This window comes from Coralloluteibacterium stylophorae (genome assembly GCF_018122625.2).
Classification (GTDB): domain Bacteria; phylum Pseudomonadota; class Gammaproteobacteria; order Xanthomonadales; family Xanthomonadaceae; genus Coralloluteibacterium; species Coralloluteibacterium stylophorae.
In genome coordinates this window covers 486,342-504,542 of record NZ_JAGQFT020000001.1, presented here as the reverse complement: position 1 = coordinate 504,542, position 18,201 = coordinate 486,342, and the positions used below count along the sequence as shown (strand labels likewise).

Below are 18,201 nucleotides of genomic sequence, written 5' to 3'. Positions count from 1 at the left end.
CCGCCGTCCCCTCCAGCGCATGAGCCGAGCCACCACCGCCACCATCCATCTCGACGCCCTGCGCCACAACCTCGCGCGCGTGCGCGAACGCGCGCCGGGCAGGCGGGTGATGGCCGTGGTCAAGGCCGACGGCTACGGCCACGGCCTCGAACGGGTGGCGCGTGCGCTGGCCGATGCCGATGCCTTCGGCGTCGCCGCGCTCGCCGACGCCGAACGCCTGCGCGCGGCCGGGCTCGACAACCGCATCGTGCTGCTGTCGGGCTTCGACGAGGCGGCCGACCTCGACGTGCTGCGGCGCCTCGGCGTGGACACCTCGATCCACCATCCCAGCCAGATCGCGATGCTCGAGGCCGACGCGCGCCAGGGCGGCGGGCCCCTGCGCTGCTGGCTCAAGCTCGACACCGGCATGCACCGGTTGGGCATCCCGGCCGACGAGGCGAAGACCGTGCACGCGCGGCTCGCGGCGCTGGCGAACGTGCACGCCGAGCTCGGCCTGATGAGCCACTTCGCGAGTTCCGACGAGCTGCGGAGCACGCAGACGCTGCGCCAGCTCGAGGCCTTCCGGGCCGCGACCGATGGCCTGCCCGGTCCGCGCTCGCTGTGCAATTCGGCGGCGGTGCTGGCCTGGCCGCAGGCGCACGCCGACTGGATCCGGCCGGGCGGGGCGCTGTACGGCGTGTCGGTGATCGCCGGAACCACGGGCGCGGACCACGGCCTGCGCCCGGCGATGACCCTGTCGACCCGCCTGATCGCGGTCAACCGCGTGCGCCGCGGCGAGCGCATCGGCTACGCGGCGAGCTGGGAGTGCCCGGAGGACATGCCGGTCGGCGTCGCCGCGATCGGCTACGGCGACGGCTATCCGCGGCATGCGCCGGCGGGCACGCCGATGCTGGTCGACGGCGTGCGCGTGCCGGTGATCGGGCGCGTATCCATGGACCTGATGACCCTCGACCTGCGTGGCGTGCCGGATGCGCGGGTCGGCGCCCCCGTGGTCGCCTGGGGCGAGGGCCTGCCGGTCGAGGAGGTGGCGGCGCAGGCCGGCACCATCGGCTACGAGCTGGTGTGCTCGATCACCCGCCGCGTGCGCTTCGTCGAGGCCTGAGCGCCGTGCGCGCGTCCGTCCGGCATCGCCGCATACGCGCGCTGCATCCGGCCCGCGCGAGGATGTCCGGTCCTTCGTGCCGGATCGCCGCATGACCGATACCCGTCCCGTCGCCCTCGTCTGGCTGCGCAACGCGCTGCGCGTGGACGACAACCCCGTGCTGCAGGCGGCGCTCGACGGGGGCTTCAGGCCGGTCCCGGTCTACGTGCATGCGCCCGGGGACGCCGGCCGCTGGCCGATGGGCGCGGCGCAGCGGGCCTGGCTGCACCGCAGCCTGGCGGCGCTCGACGCGCGGCTGCGCGGACTCGGTTCCGGGCTGGTGCTGCGCAGCGGCCGCGCGCAGGCGGTGATCGAACGCCTGGTCGCGGAGAGCGGCGCGGTCGCGGTGTACGGCGACCGCCGGGTGGAACCGGCGTGGCGCGCGCTCGACCAGCGGCTGGACGCGGCGCTCGCCCGCAGCGGCGTGCGCCTGGAGATGCGCCAGGCGGCGCTGCTGTTCGAGCCTGACGCGGAGTCGGTGCGCACCGGGCAGGGCACGCCGTATCGGGTGTTCACCCCGTTCTGGAAGACGCTGCGCCGGCAGTGGCCGCAGGACCGTCCTTTGCCTGCGCCGACCTCCCTGCCGCCGCTTCCCGCGCTGGCCACCGGAACGCTGGCGGATCTCGACCTGGCGCCGCGCACCGCCTGGGACACGGGCTTCTGGGAGCACTGGGAGCCCGGCGGGGCCGGCGCGCACGAACTGCTGGACGCCTTCGTCGAGGGCGCCGCGGGCGCCTACGATGCCCAGCGCGACCTGCCGGACCGCATCGGCACCTCGCGCATGTCGCCGCACCTGCACCTGGGCGAGATCTCGCCGCGGCAGATCCTGGCACGGCTCGCCGACGCGCGCTGGAACGCGCGGCAGAAGGCCGGTATCGAGGCCTACGAGCGCGAGCTGGCCTGGCGCGAGTTCTCGCACCACCTGCTGTGGCACTTCCCGCACATGCAGGAGGAGGACTTCAACCCGCGCTTCGCGCGCTTCGCCTGGGCCGAACCCGCACCGCAGGTCCTCGAGGCCTGGCGCCACGGCCGCACCGGCATCCCCATCGTCGATGCCGGGATGCGCGAGCTCTGGGCCTGCGGCTGGATGCACAACCGCGTGCGCCTGATCGTCGGCAGCGTGCTGACCAAGAACCTGCGCCAGCACTGGCTCGCCGGCGCGCGCTGGTTCTGGGACACGCTGGTCGACGCCGATCTCGCCAACAACTCGCAGAACTGGCAGTGGATCGGCGGCACCGGCGCGGATGCCGCACCGTACTTCCGCATCTTCAATCCGGTGACGCAGTCGGAGCGCTTCGACCCGCACGGCCGCTACATCCGCCAGTGGATGCCCGAACTCGCCGCGCTGCCCGGCAAGGCGATCCACGCGCCGTGGACCCAGCCCGCGCTGCTGGCGCGGTACGCGCCCGCGTATCCGAAGACGCCCGTGGTCGATCTCGCCGAGAGCCGGGAGGCCGCGCTCGACGCCTTCCGCGCGCTGCGCTGAGCGCCATGCGGCGGGCGACGCGGCCGTCGCCGCGCCGCCGGCCGGGCATCCTCAGCCGAGCGTGGCCTGCAGGGTGATCTCGGTGTCGAACAGCTTCGACACCGGGCAGCCTTCCTTCGCCGCCTGCGCGATCTTCTGGAACTCGTCCTCGCCGATGCCGGGGATCTTCGCCTTCATCGTCAGCGCCGAGGCGGTGATGCGGAAGCCTTCGCCCTCCGACTTGAGCGAGATCGCGCAGTCGGTGTGCAGCTCGTCGGCCGCATAGCCGGCCTTCTCCAGCGCGAAGGCGGTGGCCATGGTGAAGCAGCCGGCATGCGCGGCGGCCAGCAGCTCCTCGGGATTGGTGCCGGGGCCGTCCTCGAAGCGCGCCTTGGCGCCATAGACCGAATCCAGCGCCTTCGATTCGGTGCTGAGCTGGCCCTTGCCTTCCTTGCCGTTGCCGTTCCAGATCGCGGTTGCCTTGCGTGCCATGGATGTCCTCCTCGGGAGTGGGGAACGGCAGGCTAGGGCGGCAGCAGTAAGCCGGTGTCAATGACGGGCGTCCGGCACGCGTTGACATTGTCCGGGTGCTCAGGGCGTGCCTAGACTCGGCGCGTGCAGCGGCATCGCCGCTGCGACGTGACCGCGGTGCGCCGGTCCACGGATGCAGGGGGCATCCGGAGCGGGCCGGTGGCGGCTGTTCGCGGTCGATCGCCACTCAGCGGCGCCGCAGGCGCCGGCCCCCGGAGTCCGGCATGTCCACATTCTTCCGTTCCCTTCCGCACCCGCTCGCCCTCGGTGCGGCGTTCGCGCTGGCGCTCGCCCTGCCGACGGCGGCATCCGCCCAGTCCCAGGCGGCGCGCATCGACGACTCGGGACGCGTCGTGCTGGAGGCCGAGACGCTGCCGGGCCTCTACCTGGTCCGCTTCGATGCGCCGGTGGTGGACCGCCGCGCCGTGGCCCTGCAGGGGGCGCAGCGCGCGCAGGCGCTCGCGCGCCAGGACGCCGCGCTGGCACGAGCCTCGCGCGATGTCGGGCGCCCGCTGCAGCCGCTCGACGAACGCCTGCGCTTCCAGTACGCCGTCAACGCCGCCGCGGTGCGGCTGGATCCGGCCGAGGCCGCGGTCCTGCGCGACAGCCCCGGCATCGCCGGCGTCGAGCCGGTGACCCTGCTGCCGCAGGACACCGACGCCGGCCCCGAGCTGATCGGTGCGCCGCTGGCCTGGGGCGTGCGCTACCAGGGCGGCAGCGGCGGCAACCTCGTTCCGGTTCCCATCCGTGGCCTGCGCGGCCCGCGCAGCCAGGGCGAGGGCGAGATCGTCGGCGTGATCGATTCCGGCCTGAACTTCGACAGCCCCTCGTTCGCGGAGATCGACGGCGCCGGCTATCGCCACGCCAATCCGCTGGGCGAGGGCGTGTACCTCGGGCTGTGCGGCGAGGAGGCGATTCCGGAGTGGACGCCGCGCTGCAACGCCAAGGTGGTCGGCGCCTACGACTTCGTCGACGCGCTGATGCCGGAGATCATCGCCGGCGACCCCGACGCCAGCGACGGGCCGCCCGGGCCGGAGGACAACAACGGCCACGGCTCGCACACCGCCTCGACCGCCGCCGGCAACGCGCGCAGGGCGCAGGTGCCGGGCGGGCCGGAGCGGATCATCAGCGGCGTCGCCCCGCGCGCCAACCTCGTCGTCTACGACGTCTGCTACGTCGCCGGCGACGGCCGCGGGCTGTGCCCCAACGTCTCGACGCTCGCGGCGATCGAGCAGGCCATCGCCGACGGCGTGGTGACCGCGCTCAACTACTCGATCAGCGGCGGCACCGCACCGTGGACGCAGGCCAACTCGCTGGCCTTCCTCAACGCGGTGGAGGCCGGGATCAGCGTGGCCGCCTCGGCCGGCAACAGCGGCCCGGCCGGTGCCACCCTCGGCCACGTCGAACCATGGGTGCTGTCGGTGGCGGCATCCACCCACACCCGCGGCCCCTTCGTGAACAAGCTGCGGATCACCGGGCCCGAGCCGGTCCCGGCGCCGCTGACCGACATCACCATCACCATCCCCTCGAGCAGCACACCGCTGATCGAGCCGATCGCCGCGCCGCTGGCCTACGATCCCGCCGATCCCTTCCTGTGCGCGGCGCCGCCGGCCGGCTCGCTCGTCGGCGAGATCGCGATGATCCGCCGCGGCAACTGCACCTTCGTGATCAAGGTGCAGAACGCCGCGGCCGCGGGGGCGGTCGCCGTCGTCCTGGTCAACAACGCGGACGCTGCGCTGAACCCGGCCTTGGACAACACCACGATCCCGGTCGGCGTCGTCACCCTGAGCCAGGGCAACGCGATCGAGGACTTCTACGTCGACAACGCCGGCGTGACGGCGCTCCTGGACTACCCGTCGGAGCCGACGGCGACCGAGCCCGACCAGGTCGCGACGTTCAGCTCGCGCGGGCCCAGCGCCTATGCGGCGCTCAAGCCCGACGTCGCCGCACCCGGGGTCGATGTGCTGGCGGCGCTGGCCGGCGGGGCGGATGCCCTCGGGCTCTCCAGCGGCACCTCGATGGCGTCGCCGCATGCGGCGGGCGCGCTCACCCTGCTGCGCGCCCTGCACCCGGAGTGGACGCCGGCCGAGGCCAAGTCGGCGCTGATGCTGACCGCCACACCGGCGATGACCGACGCAGTCGACGGCGCGCCGGCCACGCCGCTGATGCGCGGCGCCGGCCGCATCCAGGTCGGGCCGGCCATGGCGCCGGGACTGGTCATGGACGCCACCCCCGCGGCCATGCGTGCCGCGGATCCCGCCGCCGGCGGCGACCCCTCGACCCTCAACATCCCCAGCCTGCAGGCGCTGCACTGCATCGACCGCTGCACCTTCGAGCGCACCGTCACCGCGGTCGAACGCGGCAGCTGGCAGGCGAGCCTGGAGGACATCGGCGGCAGCGTCGCGCCGTCGGGCTTCCTGCTGCAGGCCGGCGAGTCGCGGACCATCACGATCACCATCGACGTCGAAGGCGAGGAGCAGGGCGCCTGGGCGTTCGGACGGGTCGTGCTGGAGCCGCTGGCGCGCAGCCTGCCGACGCTGTCCATGCCGGTCGCCGTATTCGTCGATCCCCTGGAGCTGGCGATCGAGCCTGAGGAGGTGGATGCGTCGGCGCCCGCGGGCGGCAGCGCCCAGGCCGCGATCACGCTCTCCAACCTCGGCAACGACGGCCTGACCTGGTCGCTGTTCCAGGGGCAGCGCGCGCTGCCGATCGTCGACCAGCCGGCCAACACCCTCAACGGCCTGGTCAGCACGCTCTACGCCGACAGCGGCACCGGCGCGCTGGTCGCCGACGACTTCGAGCTGGCCGAGCCGACCACCATCGAGGAACTCTCGGTCGAGGGCTTCCTGTTCGCCAACTACGGCGACACGGTCGACCAGTACGCGACCTCGATCACCTGGAGCGTCTGGGCCGACGCCGACGGGGCCCCGGCCGGCGCGCCGGGGCAGGGCGCACCGCCGGTCTGGAGCTATACGACCAGCCCCAGCAATCCCGGCGTCGCGCGCGGCACCAACACGCTCGCCCTCGACCTGGCGGCAGCGAGCCTGGACCTGGCGCTGCCGGCCGGGCGCTACTGGCTGGTCGCCTATCCGACCTTCGACTCGCTGCCCATGCCCGGCGGGCTCACCGTGATCTGGTACCGCTTCCTGCGCGACGTGCAGGACGGCGCGGTGGCGCAGGAGATCAACACCGAGCCTGAATTCGGAGGCACCCCGGGCGCGCAGTGGGGCGGCATCGACAGCGCCTTCCCCGGACACTACGGCGCCTCCATGACGGTGCTGGCGACCGGCCTGTGCACGCCGCCGTGGGCGACGGCCGACTCCACCGGAGGCAGCCTCGGCGCGGGCGAAAGCTCCACGCTCGGCGTCACCCTGAGCGCCGACGCGCTCGATCCCGGCGTCCATCACGGGCGCCTGTGCATCGAGAGCAACGACCCGCAGCGCCCGCTGTCGATCGTGCCGCTGCGCTTCGAGGTCGACTCATAGCGGTAGCGGCTGCACGGCAGCTCCGCACGCGGCTGTCTCCTCAGCGCGATGGGCGCGACAGCGTGGCCGGCACGGACCGACGCGTAGCGTCCACGGCGCAGGAAAATTGAGAAAAGTCAGGTGTGCGTGCCGCAGGGCTTTGGCGATGCTGCGCCGGCACGCCCTGCGTGCCGACCTGCGCCGCACGCGACGGCGACCCGCATGGCGACGTGCCGGGGTCGCACCTTCGCTCGCCGGCGTCGCGGCATCCGGACCCACGAGCGAGGACGAGGCAGCATGGACGGACGCAGTTTCGATGTGAGCCGTAACGCCTGGACGGGGCAGTGGCAGATCCGTACCGACGGTCCCGGCGATCCTCGCCCATTCCTGGACCGCGAGGCCGCCATCGCCGGGGCCGACGTGCTGGCCCGGAGCTGGTTCCGCACCACCGGTCTGCCCGCGGTCGTGCGCGTCGAGCAGGGGCTGCGCGATTTCCGCGTCGAGCGCACGTACGCAGCCGCCGGCAGCGTGTGGGGCCCCGCATGATCATCTTCGAGGTGCGTTGCCGGACCGGATGCCGTCCGTGGACGTCCGGCTGACGGCCAGCGCGGCCGCATGCGCTACGGCAACGCAGCCGAAGCGCGACGCAGTGCCTGCGACCGGGCGATGCGAAGCCGGTAGGCATGCGGGCGCCGATTCGCCGCGACGTGGCGAACAACACAGTTTCATCCGCCGACGCGGGCGGAGCGTCGGCCACCTTGCATGCGTGACATCCGGTGCATGGCGGTCAACAGCGTCGTCGCGCTGGCACGGTTGCACCGAGCGGCTTGAGGCCTTGCTCGCTTCGTCCGCTCCGGCGCCAATCGCAGGATGAAGATGGCGAACAAGGTCGAGCTGTCCGTCTGCGATATTTTTTCTGGTGGCCGCCGCCAGGTTCGAGACGGCCCGGTCCAATCCATGCGTCGCATGCGAACAAACGGCGCAGGCCTGTCGCAGCGCGAGGGTGACGTCGCTGCCTGCCATCGCATACGCAGGCTGCATGCGCCTCAACGGCTGCATCATTCCGAAGGCGATCGAGGCCGGGAGCACCTGCTCTCGGTCCTTCTCTTGCCCAACCGCCTCATGACCCGCGGCGGACAGGAGCGGAAACGAAAAAGGCCGCGAAGCCCGTGGTTGCTGGGTTTCGCGGCCTTCTACGGACCCTTGCGGATCGTCTGTTGGTGGAGGTGGGGGGAGTCGAACCCCCGTCCGAAGGCACTCCATCTCCGGTCCTACATGCTTAGCTCACCGTTGGATCTCGTCCCGACGCAGCACGGTGTGCGAAGCGCGCGGCGGAACCAGCCTGTTTTGGGTTGACCGATGGCTGACAGGCAGCCGCCACCGGCGATCCCGTGATGATGACCCTACATCCACGAGCACGGGCACAAGTGGGTTCGGGGCTACGCCTTAAGCGGCGAGAGCGTAGTTGTCGTCGTTGGCAACTATGAGTTTGCGACTGGATTAACGAGGAAAGTCACCCCCTCGGCATGCACCAGACGATTTCGCGACCCCCGTCGAAGCCAGAGCACCCCCGGGAAAACGCATCGATCATCCGATCGCGGCAAGTATAGGGGCGGGCGGGGCGCATTCAAGGTGCGGGAGGCCCACCGCCGTCCGCCGTTCACCGCACCGGCGGCTCAGGCGTCCCTGTTGTTCTTGCGCATGATCCGCTGCTTGTCGCGCTGCCAGTCGCGCTCCTTGCTCGCCGCGCGCTTGTCGTGGGTCTGCTTGCCCTTGGCCAGCGCCAGCTCGAGCTTGACCCGGTTGGCCTTCCAGTACAGCGCGGTCGGGATCAGCGTGTAGCCCTCGCGCTCGACGTAGCCGACCAGGCGGTCGATCTCGTGGCGGTGCATGAGCAGCTTGCGGTTGCGGCGATCGTCGGCGACGACGTGGGTCGAGGCCGAGATCAGCGGGGTGATCTGCGAGCCGAACAGGAAGATCTCGCCTTGACGCACCAGCGCATAGCTTTCGCCGATGTTGGCGCGCCCGGCGCGGATCGCCTTCAGCTCCCAGCCCTGCAGGGCCAGCCCGGCCTCGAAGCGTTCCTCGAGGTGGTACTCGTGGCGGGCACGCTTGTTGAGCGCGATGGTTCCGCCCGCGCCGCTTCCGTTATTCTTTCCGGTCTTTTTCGACATGACTTCCTCTCTGCCGCCATTCTCGCGCAGCACGCCGTGCGTGGCGAGCGAACATCCCCGATGAGCCACGTCCACCGCCACGCCCTCGTGCGCCACTCCGCCGCGCGCATGTACGCGCTCGTCAACGATGTCGATGCCTATCCGCGGATCTTCTCGTGGTGCGAAGGCGCCGAAGTGCTGGAGCGCGGCGAGGACCACATGGTCGCGCGCCTGTCGCTGCGCCTGGGCGCGATCCGCAGCGGCTTCACCACGCGCAACACGCTGGTGCCCGACCGCCGCATCCAGCTCGACCTCGTCGACGGTCCGTTCCGCAGCCTGCAGGGCGTGTGGGAGTTCCAGGCGCTCGACGAGCAGGCCTGCAAGGTCTCGCTGACCATGGACTTCGAGACCAGCAGCCGGCTGATCGGGCGCGCGCTGGAGGTGGGCTTCAAGACCATGGCCGACCGCATGGTCGGCGACTTCATCCGCGCCGCCGATGCCAGCGTCGCCTGAGGCGCGGCTCACGGTCGAGGTGGTCTTCGCCTGGGACGGCCGCAGCTGGGCGCAGCACGTGGAGCTCGAGGCCGGAGCCGACGTCGATGCCGCGCTCGGCGCCGCGCGCGAGGTGCGCGCCGCTATCGCCGCGCATGCGCCGCAACTGCTTCAGGACGACGCCGCGCTGGCGGTCCATGGACGCAGCGCGGGCAGGGCGCAACGGCTGCGCGAGGGCGACCGCGTGGAAATCGTGGGGCCGCTCAAGGTCGACCCCAAGGAAGCGCGGCGCCGGCGCGCCGCGGCGGACGACTGACGCTCGGCTCAGCGACCGCCGCCGCGCTGGTTCTTCTCGCGCGGCAGGTTGCCGAAACGCGCCATCTTGCGCCCCAGCTCCTCGTCCTGCTTCGGGAAGTACTCGCCTTCCCAGCGGGCGACCGTGTCGCCCTCGAAGTAGACGGTGAGGTTCTTGATCTCCGGCCCGCCGACGCGCGTGTCGCGCTGCGTCGCGACGTAATCCCAGCGCGACTCGTGGAAGGGATCGCTCACCATCGGCGTGCCGAGCAGCGAGCCGACCTGGCGCTTGGTCATGCCCTCGCGCAGCTGCTCGACGTTCTCCGGCTGCAGCAGGTTGCCCTGGTAGATCGGCTGCCGGTAGAGGATTCCGCAGCCGGCCAGGAGGCTGGTCGCCAGCAGCATCGTCGAGATCTTCTTCATCAGCGCGGGTCGCTCGCAGGCCGTGTGAGAGGGGCGCGATGATACACTAGCGTCCGTTTCGCGCCGGCAGCGGTGCAGCCACATTCACCTGCCGTTGGAGGGTTCATGGAATCGCAGGATCTACGCAAGGTCGGGCTGAAGGTCACGCACCCGCGGCTCCGGATCCTGTCCCTCCTGGAGGAGGCGAGCCCGCGGCACATGACCGCCGAGGACGTCTACCGCAACCTGCTGGACGCGGGCGAGGACATCGGCCTGGCGACGGTGTACCGGGTCCTGACCCAGTTCGAGGCGGCCGGGCTGGTGCTCAAGCACAACTTCGAAAGCGGCCAGGCCGTGTTCGAGCTCGACCGCGGCGGGCACCACGACCACATGGTCGACCTCGATTCGGGCAAGGTCATCGAGTTCACCAGCGACGAGATCGAGCGCCTGCAGCGCGAGATCGCCGACCGCCACGGCTACATCCTCGAGGAGCACTCGCTGGTGCTCTACGTCCGTCCCAAGCAGAAGAAGTAGCCGCCGCGCCGCCTATGCGGCCTGCGCGCGCTCGAGCATCTGCCGGGCGTGGGCGAGGGTGGTCTCGGTGATGTCGAGCCCGCCCAGCATGCGCGCGATCTCCTCGGTGCGCGCCGCTGAGTCCAGCGCGGTGACCTGGCTGTGGGTGGTGCCCGCGCTGACGTCCTTGCTGACCCGGTAGTGGCCGTGGCCCTGCGCCGCGACCTGCGGTAGATGGGTCACGCACAGCGCCTGCCGGCGCGCGCCGAGCGCGCGCAGCTTCTGTCCCACGACCTCGGCGACCGCGCCGCCGATGCCGGTGTCGACCTCGTCGAAGACCATGGTCGGCACCGCGTCCGCATCCAGCGTCGCGACCTCGATCGCCAGGCTGATGCGCGACAGTTCGCCGCCGGAGGCGACCTTGCGCAGCGGGCGCGGCGGCTGTCCCGGATTGGCCGACACCATGAGTTCCGCCCGCTCGCCGCCCTGCGGATCGGGCGTGTCGCCGGCGTTCGGCTCGAGCGCGATCTCGAAGCGGCCGCCGCCCATGCCGAGTTCGTGCATCAGGGTCTCGACCTGCGCCGCCAGCCGCTTCGCCGTCTTCGCGCGGGCCGCGCCGAGGGCGTCGGCGGCCGTGCGCCAGCGCGCCTGCGCGGCGGCCATGCGCTCGGCGATGGAGGCCGCGTCGGCACCGGCGGCGCGCAGCGCCTCGAGTTCGTGTCCGAGCGTCTCGCGGCGTTCGGCCAGCGCCTCGATCGGCACGCGGTGCTTGCGGCCGAGTTCGTGCAGCCGGGTCAGGCGCGCCTCCATCTCCTGCAGGCGGTCGGGGTCGAGCTCGAAGCCGTCGCGCAGGCGCTCGACCAGGGCCGCGGCCTCGTCGATCTGGATCTGCGCCGCGTCCAGCATGCCGACCGCCTCGCCCAGCGCGGGCTCGTCGGCGGCGAGCTGGGCGAGCTCGGCATGGGCCTGGCGCAGCAGCGGCGCGACGGCGAAGCCTTCGTCGCCGGACAGGCGCGCGACCGCGCGGTCGCAGCCCTGCAGCAGGCCTGCGGCGTTGGCTTGGCGACGGTGCGCGGCGAGGAGCTCGTCGATCGACTCCGGCGCGAGCGCCTCGGCCTCCAGTTCGTCGTACTGGTGCTGCAGCCAGTCCAGACGCGCCGACGGGTCGCCGTCGCGCGCCAGCTCGGCCTGGCGCCGGGCCAGCGCGTGCCACTCCTGTGCGGCCTCGCGCACGGCGGAGAGCAGCCGGTCGTGGCCGCCGAAGCCGTCGACCAGGGCGAGCTGGTGCGTGCGCGAGAGCAGCGCCTGGTGCTCGTGCTGGCCGTGGATCTCGACCAGGAGGCCGCCGAGCTCGCCCAGCTGCGCGATGGTGGCGGCACGGCCGTTGATCCAGGCGCGCGAGCCGCCGTCGGCGCGGACCACGCGGCGCACCTGGCACAGCCCGTCCTCGTCGAGTTCCGCGTCGGCCAGCCAGGCTGCGGCGGCGGGGGCGTCGGCCAGCTCGAACTCGGCCTCCAGCTCCGCGCGTGCCGCCCCGTGCCGGACCATGCCGCTGTCGGCGCGGCTGCCGGTCAGCAGCAGCAGGGCGTCGACCAGGAGCGACTTGCCGGCGCCGGTCTCGCCGGAGACCACGGTGAGCCCCGCGCCGAAGCTCACGCTGGCGCTGCTGGCGACGGCGAAATCCTTGAGCTGGAGACGGGTGAGCATGCGCTGCGGGCGGTCGCGGAAGTGCGGATCGCTGCGCAGTGTACGTGGGCGCTTCTCAGCCGATAAGACACCGTCGGCGCTTGCCTGCGTCGGCCGCTGCCCTTATCTAGTCGCCACGTCCCAGCGCACCGTCGGTGCCGCGTCCCGCCATGACTGCATCGCCCATCCTCGATCCGCGCGCCCGCCAGCTGCTGCGCACGCTGATCGGGCAGTACATCCGCGACGGCCAGCCGGTCGGCTCGCGCACGCTGGCGGAGTCCTCGGGTCTCGACGTGAGCCCGGCGACGATCCGCAACATCATGTCCGACCTCGAGGAGGTCGGCCTGGTCGCGGCGCCGCACACCTCGGCCGGGCGCATCCCCACGGCGCAGGGCTACCGGGTGTTCGTCGACAGCCTGCTGCAGCTCAAGCCGCTGGGTGCCAGCGAGCGCGCCCGCATGCGCGCCAACCTGGCGGCCGGGGCGGGCACCCAGGCGGTGCTGGGCAGCGTCTCGGAGCTGCTCTCGGCGATGAGCCGGTTCGCCGGCGTGGTGACGGTGCCGAAGCGAACCCAGTTCGCGTTCCGGCACATCGATTTCGTGCCGCTCGACGGCGACCGCGTGCTGGCGATCCTGGTGTTCACTGACAACGAGGTGCAGAACCGGGTCTTCGCCACGCGCCGGCCCTACGCCCGCGAGGAGCTGGAGCGCACCGCCAACTACCTCAACGCCCACTTCGCCGGGCGCACGCTGCCCGACATCCACGCGCAGCTGGTGCGCGAGCTGCGGCAGACCCGGTCGGAGATGGAGCGGACCCTGTCGGCGGCGGTGGAGCTGTCCGAGCATGCGCTCGCCGGCGGCGGCGACGACGACATGCTGGTCGCCGGGCAGACGCGGCTGATGGGCATCCAGGACCTGTCCGACCTGGACCGCCTGCGCGAACTGTTCGAGGCCTTCTCCCGCAAGCGCGAGATCCTGCAGCTGCTGGAGCGCACCCAGCGCGCGCCGGGCGTGCGCGTGTTCATCGGCGAGGAGGCGGGCCTGCCCTCGCTCGGCGCCTGCACCGTGATCACCGCGCCCTACGCGGTGGAGGGGCAGGTGCTGGGCGTGCTGGGGGTGATCGGGCCGACTCGGATGGCCTACGACCGGGTCATCCCGATCGTCGAGGCCAGCGCCGAGGTCCTGGGCGCCGCGCTCGGCCCCGCCGGCGCCTGACGGCGCGCGGGCGGGCTTGAAAGCGCCTGCGCCGTCCGCATAACGGCCTGCGGAAGGGACGCGGCAGCCGGTCGCGCCCGCGTTTCGAACGACAGCTATCAGGACCGCAGCCGATGCAGCAACCCGACACGCCCCAGCACGCCAAGACCCCCTACGACGAGGCCCAGCCGGCCGCGGCGCAGACCGAGCCGCAGGCGGAGGCGGGCGAGGATCCGGCGGCCGCGCTGGCGGCGGCCCAGGCGGAACTCGCGCGGCTGCGCGAGGACGGGCTGCGCGAGCGCGCGGAGCTCGAGAACCTGCGCCGGCGGCTGACCCGCGACCTCGAGCAGGCCCGGCGCTTCGCCAACGAGCGCCTGCTCTCGGAGCTCCTGCCGGTGTTCGACAGCCTTGAGGCCGGTCTCGCCTCCGCCGCCGAGGCCAGCCCGCTGCGCGACGGCCTGGAGCTGACCCTGCGCCAGCTGCGCAAGGTCGCCGCCGACCACGGCCTGGCCGTGGTCGATCCCGCCGGCGAGACCTTCGACCCGCAGCAGCACCAGGCCATCGGCATGGTCGACGGGCAGGGCCAGGCGCCGAACACGGTCGTGCAGGTGGCCCAGCGCGGCTACGTGCTGAACGAGCGCCTGCTGCGCCCGGCGCTGGTGATGGTGGCGCGCGACGCCTGACCTCGCGCGGCCGCGCGCGAGGCTTGAACGCCGCGCCGCGGGCCCCACATCCGGTGGCAGACCGGCGGCCCGGCCGCCCACGCACATCGTCAGGTCCACTTCTTTGCGCGGCGCGGCCGCGATCCACATCTTGAGGGAGCACAACATGGGCAAGATCATCGGCATCGATCTCGGCACGACCAATTCGTGCGTGTCGGTCATGGAAGGCGGCAAGGCCAAGGTCATCGAGAACAGCGAGGGTGACCGCACCACGCCGTCGATCATCGCGTTCACCAAGGACGGCGAAGTCCTCGCCGGCGCCTCGGCCAAGCGCCAGGCGGTGACCAACCCGAAGAACACCTTCTACGCCGTCAAGCGCCTGATCGGCCGCAAGTTCACCGACGCCGAGGTCAAGAAGGACCTCGACGTGGTGCCCTACGGCATCGTCGCGCACGACAACGGCGACGCCTGGGTCGAGACCGCGGACGGCAAGAAGCTCGCGCCGCAGGAGATCTCCGCGCGCGTGCTGGAGAAGATGAAGAAGACCGCCGAGGACTACCTGGGCGAGAAGGTCACCGAGGCGGTCATCACCGTCCCGGCCTACTTCAACGATTCGCAGCGCCAGGCGACCAAGGACGCCGGCCGCATCGCCGGGCTCGACGTCAAGCGCATCATCAACGAGCCGACCGCGGCGGCGCTGGCGTACGGCCTCGACAAGAAGGGCGGCGACCGCAAGGTCGCGGTCTACGACCTCGGCGGCGGCACCTTCGACGTCTCGATCATCGAGATCGCCGAGGTCGACGGCGAGAAGCAGTTCGAGGTGCTGGCCACCAACGGCGACACCTTCCTCGGCGGCGAGGACTTCGACAATCGCGTCATCGACTACCTCGTCGACGAGTTCCAGAAGGACTCCGGGCTGGACCTGCGCAAGGATCCGCTGGCCCTGCAGCGCCTGAAGGACGCGGCCGAGCGCGCCAAGATCGAGCTGTCCTCGTCGCAGCAGACCGAGGTCAACCTGCCGTACGTGACCGCCGACGCCTCGGGCCCGAAGCACCTCAACATCAAGCTGACCCGGGCCAAGCTCGAGGCGCTGGTGGACGAGCTGGTCCGCCGCACCATCGAGCCCTGCCGCACCGCGCTCAAGGACGCCGGCCTGCGCGCCTCTGACGTCAACGAGGTCATCCTCGTCGGCGGCCAGACCCGCATGCCCAAGGTGCAGGCGGCGGTGGCGGAATTCTTCGGCAAGGAGCCGCGCAAGGACGTCAACCCCGACGAGGCGGTGGCGATCGGCGCGGCGGTGCAGGGCGGCGTGCTGGCCGGCGACGTCAAGGACGTGCTGCTGCTCGACGTGACCCCGCTGTCGCTGGGCATCGAGACGCTGGGCGGCGTGTTCACCAAGATCATCGAGAAGAACACCACCATCCCGACCAAGGCCTCGCAGACCTTCTCCACCGCCGAGGACAACCAGTCCGCGGTGACGGTGCACGTGCTGCAGGGCGAGCGCGAGCAGGCCCGCTTCAACAAGTCGCTGGCCAAGTTCGACCTCACCGGCATCGATGCCGCGCCGCGCGGCATGCCGCAGGTCGAGGTGTCCTTCGACATCGACGCCAACGGCATCCTCCACGTCTCGGCCAAGGACAAGAAGACCGGCAAGGAGCAGAAGGTCGAGATCAAGGCCGGTTCGGGCCTGTCCGACGACGAGATCCAGCGCATGGTCGCCGACGCCGAGGCGCACCGCGAGGAGGACAAGAAGTTCCAGGAGCTGGTGCAGACCCGCAACCAGGCCGACGCCCTGATCCATTCGACCCGCAGCGCCATCACCGAGCATGGCGAGAAGGTCGGCGGCGAGGTGATCGCGAAGGTCGAGGCTGCGCTGGCCGAGCTGGAGACCGCGATGAAGGGCGACGACAAGGGCCAGATCGAGGCCAAGTCCAAGGCGCTCGAGGAAGCCGCGCAGTCGCTGTACGCCGCCGCGGCGGCCGGTGCCAATCCGGGCGCGGGCGCCGAGGCGGGCTCCGGCCCGGCCGGCGGCCAGACCCCGGATGACGTGGTCGACGCCGAGTTCACCGAGGTCAAGGGCGACGACAGGAAGTAACCGCCCGCGACTGGCGATGCCACGGGACGCGGGGCCGCAGGGCTCCGCGTCCCTTTTGACGTATGACGGCCCGCCGCACCGCACGCGGCGGGCCCGCTGCACGGGATGCTGTCCGCGATGAGCAAGCGCGACTACTACGAGGTGCTGGGCGTCGGCCGCAGCGCCTCGGCCGAGGAACTCAAGAAGGCCTACCGCCGCCTGGCGATGAAGCATCACCCGGACCGCAATCCGGGCGACGCCAAGGCCGAGGCCGCGTTCAAGGAGGCCAAGGAAGCCTACGAGGTGCTGTCCGACGCCAACCGGCGGCGGATGTACGACCAGCACGGCCACGCCGCCTTCGAGCACGGCATGGGCGGCGGTGGCGGGGGTGCCGCCTACGGCGACGTCGGCGACATCTTCGGCGACATCTTCGGCAGCATCTTCGGCGGTGGCCGCGGCGGGCGCGGGCCGATGCGCGGCGCAGACCTGCGCTACGTGCTCGACATCGACCTGGAGGAGGCCGTCGCCGGGATCGAGCGCACCATCGAGGTGCCGACCCTGGTGGGCTGCAAGAGCTGCGGCGGGTCCGGCTCCGAGGACGGCGAGATCGACACCTGCGCGACCTGCGGCGGCATCGGCCAGGTGCGCATGCAGCGCGGCATCTTCTCGGTGCAGCAGCCGTGCCCTACCTGCGCCGGCCGCGGCAAGGTCATCAAGAACCCCTGCCGCCGCTGCCACGGCAACGGCCGCGTCGAGGAGGACAAGGTCCTCGAGATCAAGATCCCGGCCGGCGTCGACACCGGCGACCGCATCCGCCTGGCGGGCGAGGGCGAGGCCGGTCCGCCGGGCGCGCCGGCGGGCGATCTCTACGTCGAGATGCGGGTGCGCGAGCACTCGATCTTCCAGCGCGACGGCGACGACCTCTACTGCGAGGTGCCGATCCGCTTCTCGCAGGCCGCGCTCGGCGCCGTGATCGCGGTGCCGACGCTGGAGGGGCGCGCCGAGATCCGCATTCCCGCCGAGACCCAGACCGGCAAGATGTTCCGGCTGCGCGGCAAGGGCGTGAAGTCGGTGCGCAGCAGCGCCGCCGGCGATCTGATGTGCAAGGTCGTGGTCGAGACCCCGGTCAACCTGACCGCGGAGCAGCGCCGCATGCTGGAGGAATTCGAGGCGACCTTCGCCGGCGAGCACGCGCGCCGGCATTCGCCGAAGTCCAGCACCTTCTTCGACGGCGTGAAGTCGATCTGGGAACGCATGCGCTCCTGACGCGCGTGCCGGCGGATGCGACCAGGGGCGGCCTCGAGGCCGCCCTTTTTCGTGCCGGCGAGCGGGCGCCTTCGGCTATCCTGCCGTGATGCATCCAGACCCGATCCGACTCCTCGTCCACGGGGCCAGCGGCCGCATGGGCCAGGCGATCCTGCGCCTGCTGCGCGACGACGCGCGCTTCGCCGTGGCGGCCGTGGCCGCGCGCACGCCGCTGGCGGCCGGCGAGGCCGCCTGTCTCGCTCCCGACGCGCTCGGCGACGCGCCGGACTTCGACCTGGCCATCGACTTCAGCCTGCCGGAGCCGTTCGAGGCGGTGCTGCGCCTGTGCCGCGAACGGCGCGTGCCGCTGGTGTCGGGCACCACGGGGATCTCGGCGGCGCAGCAGGCCGCACTCGACACCGCCGCGCTCGACATCCCGGTGCTGTGGGCGCCGAACTTCAGCCTCGGCGTGGCGGTGCTGGAAGCGGTGTCGCGGCGGGTGGCCGCGGCGCTGCCGGACTGGGACTGCGACATCGTAGAGGCCCACCACACCCGCAAGCGCGACGCGCCTTCGGGCACCGCGCTGCTGCTGGGCGCGGCGGTCGAGACCGGGCGCGGCCGCGGGCCCGCCTACGCCAGCCTGCGCGCGGGCGACATCGTCGGCGAGCACACCGTGCAGTTCGCCTCCACCGGCGAGCGCCTGGAGCTCGTGCACCGGGCGACCAGCCGCGACATCTTCGCGTTCGGCGCGATCCAGGCGGCGGCCCGCCTCGCGGAGCAGCCGCCGGGACGCTACGGCTTCGCGGCGCTGATGTTCCCCGGCCTCGACTGACCGACCGCCAGCCAACCGTCATCGCGCCGTCATGCTGGCGCAGCAGCGGGCGGG

General features: G+C 72.0%; 16 protein-coding genes and 1 other RNA gene. 12 read left to right on the top strand and 5 right to left on the bottom strand.

The window, feature by feature from the left end:
• Nucleotides 1–19: 19 nt before the first annotated feature.
• Both alr and KB893_RS02205 read left to right on the top strand, forming a co-directional pair.
• On the top strand, nucleotides 20–1,102 hold the full coding sequence (gene alr, locus KB893_RS02210; RefSeq protein WP_211927986.1) for an alanine racemase: 1,083 nt from the start codon (nucleotides 20–22) through the stop codon (nucleotides 1,100–1,102).
• A gap of 91 nt (nucleotides 1,103–1,193) precedes the next feature.
• A complete protein-coding gene (locus tag KB893_RS02205; RefSeq protein WP_213173375.1) occupies nucleotides 1,194–2,627 on the top strand; it encodes a cryptochrome/photolyase family protein in 1,434 nt (477 codons plus the stop codon).
• A gap of 51 nt (nucleotides 2,628–2,678) precedes the next feature.
• On the opposite strand, the gene KB893_RS02200 is transcribed toward KB893_RS02205, so the two are convergent.
• Nucleotides 2,679–3,098 carry an OsmC family protein gene (locus KB893_RS02200; RefSeq protein ID WP_213173374.1) on the bottom strand — a complete coding sequence of 140 codons (420 nt, stop codon included), beginning with the start codon at nucleotides 3,096–3,098 and terminating at the stop codon, nucleotides 2,679–2,681.
• Between the two features lie 263 nt (nucleotides 3,099–3,361).
• Here KB893_RS02200 and KB893_RS02195 point away from each other — a divergent pair, with 263 nt between their 5' ends.
• A complete protein-coding gene (locus tag KB893_RS02195; protein WP_213173373.1) occupies nucleotides 3,362–6,622 on the top strand; it encodes a S8 family serine peptidase in 3,261 nt (1,086 codons plus the stop codon).
• 276 nt (nucleotides 6,623–6,898) lie between these two features.
• Nucleotides 6,899–7,147, top strand: coding sequence for a hypothetical protein (locus tag KB893_RS02190; RefSeq protein WP_211927948.1), 249 nt, complete (start codon nucleotides 6,899–6,901; stop codon nucleotides 7,145–7,147).
• 672 nt (nucleotides 7,148–7,819) lie between these two features.
• Here the strand turns inward: KB893_RS02190 and ssrA are convergent.
• Together ssrA and smpB are read right to left on the bottom strand one after the other, a co-directional pair.
• Nucleotides 7,820–8,173, bottom strand: a transfer-messenger RNA (tmRNA) gene (gene ssrA, locus KB893_RS02185).
• A gap of 104 nt (nucleotides 8,174–8,277) precedes the next feature.
• On the bottom strand, nucleotides 8,278–8,775 hold the full coding sequence (smpB, locus tag KB893_RS02180) for an SsrA-binding protein SmpB (protein WP_211927949.1): 498 nt from the start codon (nucleotides 8,773–8,775) through the stop codon (nucleotides 8,278–8,280).
• Nucleotides 8,776–8,835: 60 nt separating this feature from the next.
• Between smpB and KB893_RS02175 the strand changes: the two genes are divergently transcribed.
• Together KB893_RS02175 and KB893_RS02170 are read left to right on the top strand one after the other, a co-directional pair.
• The gene (locus KB893_RS02175; protein WP_213173372.1) at nucleotides 8,836–9,267 is read left to right on the top strand and encodes a type II toxin-antitoxin system RatA family toxin; all 432 of its coding nucleotides are present in this window, start codon (nucleotides 8,836–8,838) and stop codon (nucleotides 9,265–9,267) included.
• The gene (locus KB893_RS02170) at nucleotides 9,251–9,562 is read left to right on the top strand and encodes an RnfH family protein (RefSeq protein ID WP_213173371.1); all 312 of its coding nucleotides are present in this window, start codon (nucleotides 9,251–9,253) and stop codon (nucleotides 9,560–9,562) included. Before KB893_RS02175 ends, KB893_RS02170 begins: the two co-directional genes overlap by 17 nt.
• Nucleotides 9,563–9,570: 8 nt before the next feature.
• Here the strand turns inward: KB893_RS02170 and KB893_RS02165 are convergent, their stop codons facing one another.
• Complete coding sequence (locus tag KB893_RS02165; RefSeq protein ID WP_213173370.1) at nucleotides 9,571–9,963, bottom strand: outer membrane protein assembly factor BamE; 393 nt, start codon at nucleotides 9,961–9,963, stop codon at nucleotides 9,571–9,573.
• 105 nt (nucleotides 9,964–10,068) lie between these two features.
• Here KB893_RS02165 and fur point away from each other — a divergent pair, with 105 nt between their 5' ends.
• On the top strand, nucleotides 10,069–10,476 hold the full coding sequence (gene fur / locus KB893_RS02160; protein WP_211927942.1) for a ferric iron uptake transcriptional regulator: 408 nt from the start codon (nucleotides 10,069–10,071) through the stop codon (nucleotides 10,474–10,476).
• A gap of 12 nt (nucleotides 10,477–10,488) precedes the next feature.
• Here the strand turns inward: fur and recN are convergent, their stop codons facing one another.
• A complete protein-coding gene (recN, locus tag KB893_RS02155; protein ID WP_211927941.1) occupies nucleotides 10,489–12,162 on the bottom strand; it encodes a DNA repair protein RecN in 1,674 nt (557 codons plus the stop codon).
• 149 nt (nucleotides 12,163–12,311) lie between these two features.
• Here recN and hrcA point away from each other — a divergent pair, with 149 nt between their 5' ends.
• The 5 genes from hrcA (at nucleotide 12,312) to KB893_RS02130 (ending at nucleotide 18,147) form a co-directional block, all read left to right on the top strand.
• Complete coding sequence (gene hrcA / locus KB893_RS02150) at nucleotides 12,312–13,355, top strand: heat-inducible transcriptional repressor HrcA (protein ID WP_211927940.1); 1,044 nt, start codon at nucleotides 12,312–12,314, stop codon at nucleotides 13,353–13,355.
• A gap of 113 nt (nucleotides 13,356–13,468) precedes the next feature.
• Entirely contained in the window at nucleotides 13,469–14,017 is a 549-nt protein-coding gene (gene grpE, locus KB893_RS02145) for a nucleotide exchange factor GrpE (protein WP_211927939.1), read from the top strand.
• Nucleotides 14,018–14,162: 145 nt separating this feature from the next.
• On the top strand, nucleotides 14,163–16,091 hold the full coding sequence (gene dnaK / locus KB893_RS02140; protein WP_213173369.1) for a molecular chaperone DnaK: 1,929 nt from the start codon (nucleotides 14,163–14,165) through the stop codon (nucleotides 16,089–16,091).
• Nucleotides 16,092–16,208: 117 nt separating this feature from the next.
• Entirely contained in the window at nucleotides 16,209–17,336 is a 1,128-nt protein-coding gene (gene dnaJ / locus KB893_RS02135) for a molecular chaperone DnaJ (protein ID WP_213173368.1), read from the top strand.
• A gap of 88 nt (nucleotides 17,337–17,424) precedes the next feature.
• The gene (locus tag KB893_RS02130) at nucleotides 17,425–18,147 is read left to right on the top strand and encodes a 4-hydroxy-tetrahydrodipicolinate reductase (RefSeq protein ID WP_213173367.1); all 723 of its coding nucleotides are present in this window, start codon (nucleotides 17,425–17,427) and stop codon (nucleotides 18,145–18,147) included.
• Nucleotides 18,148–18,201: the final 54 nt, after the last annotated feature.

Bases quoted from the DNA above. Each gene is read 5' to 3' on its own strand.
- dnaJ (WP_213173368.1), top strand. From the start codon at position 16,209: ATGAGCAAGCGCGACTACTACGAGGTGCTGGGCGTCGGCCGCAGCGCC.
- KB893_RS02200 (WP_213173374.1), bottom strand. From the start codon at position 3,098: ATGGCACGCAAGGCAACCGCGATCTGGAACGGCAACGGCAAGGAAGGC.
- alr (WP_211927986.1), top strand. From the start codon at position 20: ATGAGCCGAGCCACCACCGCCACCATCCATCTCGACGCCCTGCGCCAC.
- smpB (WP_211927949.1), bottom strand. From the start codon at position 8,775: ATGTCGAAAAAGACCGGAAAGAATAACGGAAGCGGCGCGGGCGGAACC.
- KB893_RS02170 (WP_213173371.1), top strand. From the start codon at position 9,251: ATGCCAGCGTCGCCTGAGGCGCGGCTCACGGTCGAGGTGGTCTTCGCC.
- KB893_RS02165 (WP_213173370.1), bottom strand. From the start codon at position 9,963: ATGAAGAAGATCTCGACGATGCTGCTGGCGACCAGCCTCCTGGCCGGC.
- dnaK (WP_213173369.1), top strand. From the start codon at position 14,163: ATGGGCAAGATCATCGGCATCGATCTCGGCACGACCAATTCGTGCGTG.
- grpE (WP_211927939.1), top strand. From the start codon at position 13,469: ATGCAGCAACCCGACACGCCCCAGCACGCCAAGACCCCCTACGACGAG.
- KB893_RS02205 (WP_213173375.1), top strand. From the start codon at position 1,194: ATGACCGATACCCGTCCCGTCGCCCTCGTCTGGCTGCGCAACGCGCTG.
- KB893_RS02195 (WP_213173373.1), top strand. From the start codon at position 3,362: ATGTCCACATTCTTCCGTTCCCTTCCGCACCCGCTCGCCCTCGGTGCG.
- KB893_RS02130 (WP_213173367.1), top strand. From the start codon at position 17,425: ATGCATCCAGACCCGATCCGACTCCTCGTCCACGGGGCCAGCGGCCGC.
- KB893_RS02175 (WP_213173372.1), top strand. From the start codon at position 8,836: ATGAGCCACGTCCACCGCCACGCCCTCGTGCGCCACTCCGCCGCGCGC.
- KB893_RS02190 (WP_211927948.1), top strand. From the start codon at position 6,899: ATGGACGGACGCAGTTTCGATGTGAGCCGTAACGCCTGGACGGGGCAG.
- fur (WP_211927942.1), top strand. From the start codon at position 10,069: ATGGAATCGCAGGATCTACGCAAGGTCGGGCTGAAGGTCACGCACCCG.
- recN (WP_211927941.1), bottom strand. From the start codon at position 12,162: ATGCTCACCCGTCTCCAGCTCAAGGATTTCGCCGTCGCCAGCAGCGCC.
- hrcA (WP_211927940.1), top strand. From the start codon at position 12,312: ATGACTGCATCGCCCATCCTCGATCCGCGCGCCCGCCAGCTGCTGCGC.